This window comes from Turicibacter sp. HGF1, from assembly GCF_000191865.1.
Lineage (GTDB): Bacteria > Bacillota_I > Bacilli_A > MOL361 > Turicibacteraceae > Turicibacter > Turicibacter sanguinis.
Map to the genome: position 1 here is coordinate 22,898 of NZ_AEXQ01000002.1, position 9,449 is coordinate 32,346.

Here is a 9,449-nt window from a genome sequence, read left to right on the forward strand (position 1 = left end):
CAGAAATATGATTATTTCAACTAATAACATACTTTAATTAATGAAATACGTACTAAAATGAGAATAAACACCCTTTTTATCACTAAAATTAACTTAAAAAGCTGCCTCTGGCAGCTTTTTAAGCATCTTTTTAAATCAAATTTTATATGCACATCAAAGAGACTATCTAATCAGATAGCCTCTAAATTATTATCGAAAATTAATTATTTGTTTCAATGACACCGTACTTACCATCTTTACGAAGATAAACCACACATACGGCATCTACTGCCATGTCACGATACACATAGAAATCGTGTCCTAGTAAATCCAATTGCATAATCGCTTCTTCTACATCCATCGGTTTTAAATGAACATTTTTCACTTTATAAGGGACTTCATCCTCCACTTGATGAGTGACTGGTGTATCATCAACCGTTACAAAGTAATCGCTGATTCCTTCACGTTCACGAATTTTTTTATTAGCTTTTGTTTTATTACGGCGAATTTGTCTTTCTAATTTATCTACAACCAAATCAATTGCTGCATATAAATCATCATTTTCTTCTTCAGCACGTAAAATGAACTGATTTCCTGGAATCGTTACTTCAACTTTTTGGATGACATCATAGATTTTAATGTAAACACGGGCTTCTAAATCTTGATTATTTGGTAAGAAACGTTGTAAGCTACCTACTTTATTCTCAATGTAATTTTTAATAGCCTCTGTTACAACGAAACGATTAGCTCCCCTGATTTGAATTCTCATTAGAATCACTCCTATCTATCTGATGTACCTTTATTATACTACAAACATTTGGAAAAAGAAAGCGTTTTAAAAAACTTGTCTATTTGTGTAACGATTTTTTTATCAGATGTTTGTAGCCCTTGTCGAATCACTCTTATCGAATCATCAAACACTGCTTTAAAACACCATTTGTGTCTAAAAGTGACTTATATAATTGTAAGCATTTATAGGCAAAAATATTCCAAAAACCTCTCACAAAATACTAATAAATCCTTCTTGTTCTATTTTTTCAGGTATCATAGATGTTATTTTTATAGTCTTTCCCCCCTCTCCTTTAAACTGTAATGCTTCTAGTAAGATTTCACTTAACTGATCGTCTACATCATAAGCGATTAACTCTTTAATATCTGATTTAAATTTTAGAAGCCCTTGATGAAGTGTTGGAAGTATGACTTCTAATAACACAAAATCACCAAGATTAAGACGTCTTATTAATTCACGCATAAATTCATTATCTTCATACATTTGAAGGGGAAATGCGATTAATTTATTAGGAATCATCTGCTCATGACATCTTTGACAGAGTTTTGGTTCTACATGGGCAAACACCATCGAAAAACTATTAATGACAATTAAATTTTTACAAATGAGGCACTTCATCTTTTAATAGTCCTCGCTCTCTTGCCTTTTTATTCATCATTTTAATTTGCTCCCGGGCATCATCCATTGCTTGAGTTACGCCATAATGAAAAAAGACGATTTCACCATGAGGAAACTTAGGAGAACGCCCGACCCGACCACTAATTTGAACTAATGCACTTTCTTCAAAAACTTCGTGCTCTGCACCTAAAATGGCAACATCAATATCTGCAATCGTCACTCCACGCTCTAAAATCATCGTCGTAATCAAAAACTGTCCATCCCCTTCTTTAAATCGACGAACTTTATCTAACCGATTAGAATCACCCGAATAAACAAATTCAACCTCAATTTTTAGTTGCTTCTTGAGCGCCCTAGCTAACTGATGTCCCGCTTCAATAGTTGGTACAAATAATAAAGCACGTCGTTTCATCTCTATTTTTTGAAGCATCCACTTTTTAACTGATAAAGGCAGCCTTTGACGTGCAATCTTCTGCTCAAAATGACCACACCATTTAAATTTTGGAATATCTAATGGATACAAATGATACCGTGCTGGAATGAGACAACACTTTAAATCACCCTTTTTAATCCGTCGTTGATCTTGCTTTGAAGGAGTTGCAGATAAATAAATCGTGGCACACCCTGGCACACAAGCTTTCTTGGCAAGCCTTGGTAACATTGCATCAAACGTATAGGGGAAAGCATCCACTTCATCAATAATCAAAAACTCAAACGCCTGATAAAAACGAATCAACTGATGGGTCGTTGTAATCACAATATCTCCATACTTATCTTTTTCATCTGAACGCCCATGCAATCCAACGACCAAAGCATTAGGAAAAGCCTGACGCAAACGTGGTACTAATTCAACAACGACATCCGCCCTTGGTATCGCCCAACAAACTCGCTTTCCCTCTTTCAACGCACAAGAGATTGATTCAAACATCATTTCTGTTTTACCTGCTCCACAAACAGCCCAATTTATACCTATATAACCTTTGTTTAGTATTTCTTGACTAAAATTCGAACCCTCTTGTTGCAAGGTCGATAATTGAAAATCAGCATTCAAAACATGCGCATTATGAGTGATCGTGGCCTTCCTTTTCGAACGATACAACAAACTATGTTGATTAATCTGCTTAAAATCCAAACACTCCCGGCAATACGTCAATCGCTCACCACGATACACATACTGACCAAAGGATTTCTCATTTAAGCACCGTGAACAGAACCAATGTCCGTCACGTTTTTCAAGGCCTTTGATTACCTCAAGTTCTTCTTTATCTAAGCGTCTATCATTCGATATCATCTCATATTCCTGCGCTGTCCACTCACGGCCACACAAATCTTGCATCAACATCACTCCTTACCTTAACATACGTCAACCCTTCTTTAATTCCTTTAAAAAAGTGAGGATAAAAATCCTCACTTAATAGTCTCAACTTCACATCGTGGTAATAACTCTTCATAATCCTTTAAAATAACGTGTGCCGTTTCAAATGTCATCGCATTCGCACTCGATAAAGCAATCGCTTTTTTTAACATCACTGCCGGCTCATCACCTTCATCAAACGAAATACACATAGAAGCAACAACCGTATCACCACAACCTAGCGTACTTTTAACATCAACATCAGGTGCCAATCCTTTCCATACACCCTTTTGTGAAACTAGCATGGCTCCCTCTTTTCCAAGCGAAATCAATACATACTCAATCCCTTCTTGGCAAAGATGTTGTGCAAACTCAATCATTTCTTCTTGCGTTGCTGATTTCACTCCCATTAATTCAAACATCTCATCTTTATTCGGCTTAATAAGTTTAGGCTTTTGCTTAATCGCAACCTTTAATAAAGCTCCTGATGCATCTACAATAACCGTATGACAATTTGCTTTTGCAAGTTGAATCAACTCCGTAAAATAAGCTTCATCAACTCCACGAGGGGCACTACCACAAATCGCCACAACACTACTCACCTTAGCAAGCTCCTCTACTTTATGAATCAATGCCTCTTTTTCAGCAGAACTCACCTCAGGGCCCTTCTCTAAAATTTCCGTTCGTTTCCCTGACTTATCAAAAAGCTGAATATTTGTACGAGTCTGCCCTTCAATCGCAATAAAATGATCATTAATTTTCTCATCTTCAAAACACTGTTTAAAAATAGGGGCTACAATTCCACCTAAAAAGCCTGTTGCATTAACTTCACGTTTAAAATCACGTAAAACTTTCGCCACATCAATTCCTTTTCCTGCAGCTGAACTATTTAAAATATCGGCACGATTTGTTTCTCCAACCTGAAGACTTTCAGATTCCATCAATTTATCTAAAGCTGGATTTAAAGTAATCGTCGTAATCATAGTTATCACACTCCTTCAGGCTTAGTATATTCCAAACAGAGTAAATCATTTACTAAAAAGACTGACTCTTTCGAGTCAGTCTTCAAAAATTATTTTACTTGTTTTTTATCATTCTTATTTCTTTTAATATAAGAAACAAAACCAAGTAATGTTGAAAAAACACCTAACGTCATCCATCCCATTAACGTATAACCTGTTGCAGGTTTATTAGTCGTTGTTGATGATTGAGTGGTTGAATTAGTATTTTCTTCTGGTTTTGGTGTTTCAGGTTTTGAATCATCTGGTTTTGATGTATCCTTTATGAAAGAATTCAAATAACTAATCACATCGCTTTGATTAGTGTCCACAGTTAAAATTAAAGAAATACTTTCATTAGCACTTGTTAATAAAACTGAATATTGAACTTCATTACTTCTAGTTTTCAACATAGATACACTTACTGTAAAATTAGATAATTTCTCAAACATTGATTTAACATCTGATAAACTTGCACCGGTTATATCTAAAATTAACGGTTTATTAACGACTCCTGTTCCTGTTACTGGTTTAATAACCGTTGAATCAATCGCATCTTTAATTGAATCTGGGATGATATAATTTGGTTTTTCAGGTACAACTGGCTCTTCAGGTTTTGGTGTTTCAGTTGAACCATTTGAACTAATCTCGGTTCCAACTGTAATAACAGTTGGCTCTGTTTTATTTGTTGCCATAATCCCTAAAAACTCTTCGCTTTCAAGCAATAAGGTTTCTAAACCATTAAAATCAAATCCACCCTTTTCATTAATCGTTGGATAGTTTTTCATATCCACATTTTCAAACCAACTAGATGGAACAGATTCCCCATTAATATTTTTACCATCAAGATAGTTAGTTTCACTTGCTAAACTTGACTGTCCAGTCAACTTAATATCATCTACTTTACCACCGTTATAAGAAACAAAGTGATCTAACTTATAGTTTGTTTCTTTATAAGATGTATATAATGAAAGGTTTGTTCCACCGTTATTAAATGAGACGGTGTTATACACTTGAACGTCTGGTCCGCTGTTACTTGTAACGCCTTTAGCATAGTTGTTGAATGAAATACTATTTCTTAAAATGTGATTCCCTGGCATACTTTCTCCACCCAGTTTAAATCCATTTCCTTCACCCACCACTGTTTTCTCAGGATCTGTTGTCAAGTATCCATTTTCATACGCAATTGAAGACTCAACAACAACTTGTCCGATGCTTCCTGATGTTGATTTAGCATATAAATCCCAACCATCATCAATATTGTTATGAGAAATACAGTAACGGAAGATATTCCCAATACCTGCCGTGATTTTAGCTGCAAACCCATCTGCATCATTAGCATTAGCATCCATGTTGTCATAAGACTCAACACTTTGTACTAAGTTATAGCTTGGCCACATACTCTTATCTTCAGAAGCCGAGCCACTAATTTGTACTCCTGTCGTTCCATTTTTATAGACTTTCAATTGTTCAACAATATTATGATTCCCTTGAATTAATAATGGTTTTGCATTATCTTGTGAATTACAAATTTCAAATCCAAAGAAGTGCCAGTAGTCAGCATTAATGGTAAATCCACCTTTTGGTGATTGTGATAAATCAATCACCACACGTTTACCAGGTTCGGCCATTAATGTAATCATCTCATCAGCTGTTCCGTCATGTCCACGGTCAATCGTAATAGCTTCCGTCAAATAATATGTTCCTTCAAGTAAGACAATTTCCTGTCCCGGTTGAGCATACGCAACTGCCGTATAAATATCCAGTGGATTTTCTTGACTTCCCTCTCCATTTTTGCTTCCTGTTGTTGAAACATATAATGCATTTTCGCTAGTTCCAAATGAGTTGCAAGAAATGGTTACATTTAAAGTCATTGTGTCATATGAAGATAATTCTTGATATTCGGTTAAAGTCGGTTGATTAATAGATGGCGTAAATTCTACTTTATATTGATTATCTCCAGTTGCTAACGTCAATTTGTTTAAAATACGTTGTCCCGATTCTAACGGTAAATCTTTATATAATGTTTTACCTGAAGCATCTTTAATGCTATACGTCCCAGCTACATTTGATGTCACAGATAATTCATAATTTGTATCCGCTGTCGTTTTTGTTGTATCACTTGAAAACTTAGGCGTAACGTACTCCACTGGTCTTTCCATCGGAGCTTCATCATCTGCTGGTGAAATTAATGTTAACTCGATATCAGAAACAGTAACTGCAACCCCTCGAGATGCCATCATTCCAACATAAATTGATTCTTCATCTTGAACGGTTAATAATTCATTATCATAGTCATAATAAATCACTTGATTAGTTGTCTCATTATTTAAAATCGCATGATACCCTGTATTTGATTTGCGAAGTGTTAACGTATAAACATCTCCTACTTGATAATGAGGTTTTGATGGATCGTTAAAGTTTTCTTTATTAAAATCCCAGTCAAATACAGAGGTATTAATTAATTTACGATCAATCGATGGTGTTGTTGGACCCTCTTCATAACCTGTTACAAAACGACCACCAGGAATTCCATTATACGTCGTCACATCGTGTTTATAACGTGCAAATACAGCTCCGGCAGAGTTAAAGTAACGTGCATTCGTATTATTTAACTCCAGAGCATCAATCGCCATAACTCCAAATCCTGATTGACCATCATACGTTTTCCCACTAACTGTTGTCGCATCCACTTTGAATGTTGCTGTTAACGTAAAGTTTTCGGTAGATGGTAACTCAGTGTAGTAGAATGTCATCCCATCTTCACTATCTGCAATCTTACCGTTTGATGCTGAGATTGTCACAGTTCCATCTTCATTTTCAGTCACAGTTCCCGCTGCATTTGAACCGATTTGTCCAACACTCCAAATTTCAGGAGCATCCTTTAATACTTTCGTAACGGTTGCCTCAACTGTATCTTCTCCACGAATAGCACTGACTTTTACAACGTATTTTGTTCCAACTGTTAAATTTGGAATATTAAGTTGAGTATTAGTTGTTTTCTCAGTGATGATTTGATACGTATCTGTTCCATCTTCTTTGATTGCTACTTGATAGTACTCAGCCTCTTCAACTGACTCCCATTCTACATTTAACGAATGATTTTCACCTGTTAAAACTTTTGTAATCGCGAAGCTCTGTAATGGTTGGATAAAGTTTTTGAACTCAAACGTTGTTGATAACTTGACTTCTTCCTCCCCACTACGAGTTGCTTCTGCTAAGATTTTATAATCGCCACTCGCATTTGGGGTTAACTGTGCAACACCAGATGTTGAGTCTTTTTTAACGACTTTACTATCCACAACTTCATCATTAGCATCTAATAATTTAATTTCTAATTTGTCAGCCCCTGCATCACCAATAACCATTTCCCAAGCGACATCAATTAAAGCTTTATCTTCATCATTAACATTAGCGCTAGAAATAACCGGTGATATAACTGACTCCCAAGCAGGACGTTGTACCTCACCTTTTGTTTGGGTGACATCTAAGTAATAAACATTGACCCCACTTGCTAAAGAAGCAATATAATAATCTCCAGCTTCCGTTAATGTCACGTATTTAGCCTCTAATGGATTTTCATTCGCTACTTTAATTGTTGTTACTAATGTATTTGTATCAGCTTTATAAACACCAAGTTCTCGCTCTGCACTAGATGATGCTGATAAGGCATAAAGCTTCAACTCTGCTTCTTTATCTGTACTAAAGTGAACCGAACGAGAATCTTTGCTTCCTGTTCCATTTAATTTCAAACGTTGTGTAAACTCAATTCCCTCATCACTTGTTTTCTTATGAGCATCAATCGTTGTTCCCGATTTAATTGTAAACTCTTCTAAGTCTAAATCAGACGCAATATCACCAACTGGTAAATCAGATACATTTAAAATACTTTGTACTGTTTCCCCTGCTGTACTGCCTGTCACTTCTTTTCCATCAACCACAAGTTTAATATTACTGAATGTCACATCCGCATTTCTAGCTACAAACATTCCTACATAAACATATTCGGAATCAATGCTTGTTAATGGGAAATCAAAGCCTCCCGTAATCGTTTGTTCATTTCCTAACGTTGCAGCATATCCATCACTATTGCTCTCAAGTTTTAACTCAATTGAATCCCCTGCTTTAATTTCATTAATCATTGTACCACCCTGAGTTAAAACTCCACTTTTACGAGCAAAAGAATTCCATACCTCACCCACAGGTTTGGTTAAATTAAGAGGAGCAGCCGCCACATAATCCCCAATTGGATCTCCAATATTTTTGTCTACATACATATCGTCTCGAGCCATTAATCCAAAAGACACTTGATTATTAGACTTAAAACTATTAACTTTTGCAGTCGCTGTTAACGTAAAGGTACTCCCAACAGGCACTTTATAATAATACATCGCAAGACCATCAACAGCTGAAGCAATTTTACCTTTATCATTTTTTACTGCAATATGCATATTACCATCAGCATCAGTTTCTAAAGTAAAATTATCAGTCGTTGGTTCTCCCCCAACATTCCCAAAAACAGAACCTTTAAAAATTCCATAATCATCCCAAAGAATACTATCCTCCAGGTTATTATCATATGACGGTGCGACATAGTCAGGATTTGACTTTAAATACTCTTCCTTATTTGGAGCACTACTAATAGCTGATTCAAGAACATATTCAGATAAGCCACTAATATTTAATTGCTTAATTGTTTTCGCAATAAAGTATGCATTATAGTGTGCACCCCAAATATTTGTGTGCGTATTATCTACTGATGCCTCTTTATTAGAAGTCCAGGCATGAAGATTTAATGTCTCACTTGGTTTTAACTCGTCGTATAAAGACTTAGTTAAAGAAGTTAAGTCAACAACAGCTACATTCAAATCTTTTCCTAAATCTCGAACTGCTTGTGGATAATCTCCACCTTCAAATTCTCCAGACGTTGCCGTAACATGTAACTCTGACTGTGTCCAATCACCACTTGCACTACGTCTGACAATCGGTGTCATTAAAACAGAAGTAACTCCTTTTTCACTTGCCGGTCTAATATAATTTTCGTACAAAGAGTTTGCAAAACTTCCTGTTACCGTATAATCTCCATTTGGATTCGTATAACGTTCAGCCTCTGTTTTCTCATCGTTATGACCAAATCCGATAAAGAGATAATCACCCTCATTCATTCCGTCTAATAATATTTGATATTCTGGTTCAGTTATAAAACTCTTAGAACTTCTACCTGACAGCGCAATGTTTTTCACTTCAAATCGTTCACTATCAAAATACTTATCAATTTGAGTTCCCCATCCATAACGAGGATAGTAATATTCATCTGTAAAATATGAAACCGTTGAATCACCTACAATCCAAATTGTTTGTTTTGCCTTTACTGTTCTTACCTCCTCAGTTAAAACATCTTGTTTTCCTTCTATCTCAATCATTGATAATTTCTCATCAGATGAATTCAATTCTTCATTACTTGAATCTAGACTTTCTTCTACCTGATCAATCTCTGTCCCAATTGTTATTTCAGTTTTTTCTTCTGAAGGGACTTGTTCAATGACCTCCTCTGTAATTAAAACATTCTCAGAACTTTCTTCCGCCTGTACCCTCGATAGATTAATATTAAAACTCGAACACAACATTGAGACTGCTAACAAAGTTGAAAGTCTCTTTTTTACTTTTTTCAAATTCACGAATAATTCCCCCCGGATTCACTACTTAAGTA

At 35.6% G+C, this 9,449-nt stretch carries 5 protein-coding genes; all 5 read right to left on the bottom strand.

What is annotated here, in order from left to right; translation table 11 throughout:
- Nucleotides 1-199 precede the first annotated feature (199 nt).
- The 5 genes from hpf to HMPREF9402_RS14320 all read right to left on the bottom strand — a co-directional run bounded on the left by hpf (nucleotide 200) and on the right by HMPREF9402_RS14320 (nucleotide 9,417).
- Nucleotides 200-748: a ribosome hibernation-promoting factor, HPF/YfiA family gene (gene hpf, locus HMPREF9402_RS00160; protein WP_009606131.1), complete on the bottom strand. Its 549-nt coding sequence runs from the start codon at nucleotides 746-748 to the stop codon at nucleotides 200-202.
- Nucleotides 749-979: 231 nt separating this feature from the next.
- Entirely contained in the window at nucleotides 980-1,387 is a 408-nt protein-coding gene (locus tag HMPREF9402_RS00165; protein WP_009606116.1) for a hypothetical protein, read from the bottom strand.
- Entirely contained in the window at nucleotides 1,368-2,723 is a 1,356-nt protein-coding gene (locus HMPREF9402_RS00170; protein ID WP_009606138.1) for a DEAD/DEAH box helicase, read from the bottom strand. Before HMPREF9402_RS00170 ends, HMPREF9402_RS00165 begins: the two co-directional genes overlap by 20 nt.
- Before the next feature lie 71 nt (nucleotides 2,724-2,794).
- Nucleotides 2,795-3,724 carry a 1-phosphofructokinase gene (pfkB, locus tag HMPREF9402_RS00175; RefSeq protein ID WP_009606140.1) on the bottom strand — a complete coding sequence of 310 codons (930 nt, stop codon included), beginning with the start codon at nucleotides 3,722-3,724 and terminating at the stop codon, nucleotides 2,795-2,797.
- An 89-nt stretch (nucleotides 3,725-3,813) separates the two neighbouring features.
- Entirely contained in the window at nucleotides 3,814-9,417 is a 5,604-nt protein-coding gene (locus tag HMPREF9402_RS14320) for a fibronectin type III domain protein (RefSeq protein WP_009606111.1), read from the bottom strand.
- Between the last annotated feature and the right edge of the window lie 32 nt (nucleotides 9,418-9,449).

Coding starts and splice junctions, on each gene's coding strand:
- hpf (WP_009606131.1), bottom strand. CDS start 748: ATGAGAATTCAAATCAGGGGAGCTAATCGTTTCGTTGTAACAGAGGCT.
- HMPREF9402_RS00165 (WP_009606116.1), bottom strand. CDS start 1,387: ATGAAGTGCCTCATTTGTAAAAATTTAATTGTCATTAATAGTTTTTCG.
- HMPREF9402_RS00170 (WP_009606138.1), bottom strand. CDS start 2,723: ATGCAAGATTTGTGTGGCCGTGAGTGGACAGCGCAGGAATATGAGATG.
- pfkB (WP_009606140.1), bottom strand. CDS start 3,724: ATGATTACGACGATTACTTTAAATCCAGCTTTAGATAAATTGATGGAA.